We start from the raw sequence: 224 nt of genomic DNA on the forward strand, positions 1-224 counted from the left end.
CCGTCAATCTATCGAAGCGTGCCTGCAACAGCCTGATGACAGCAAAGTTTATCGCCTGGGCCGTCGCAACCTGTTCATGGGCCGCTTTATGCGCCACAGTGGCTGGTATCCTGATCGCGTCTGCCGCTTATATAAAGCCGACAAGTTTCGCTATAACAATGACCTGGTGCATGAAGCCGTAGATACTGGCAATGCTAAAATTGTCGATCTCAAAGGGGATCTGC

General features: G+C 51.3%; 1 pseudogene. It reads left to right on the forward strand.

The features are described from left to right. Positions 1-224, forward strand: a pseudogene (locus SPM24T3_RS24205) (lipopolysaccharide biosynthesis protein); the annotation flags it as partial.

The sequence above is a fragment of the Serratia sp. M24T3 genome, from assembly GCF_000257645.1.
Lineage (GTDB): Bacteria > Pseudomonadota > Gammaproteobacteria > Enterobacterales > Enterobacteriaceae > Rouxiella.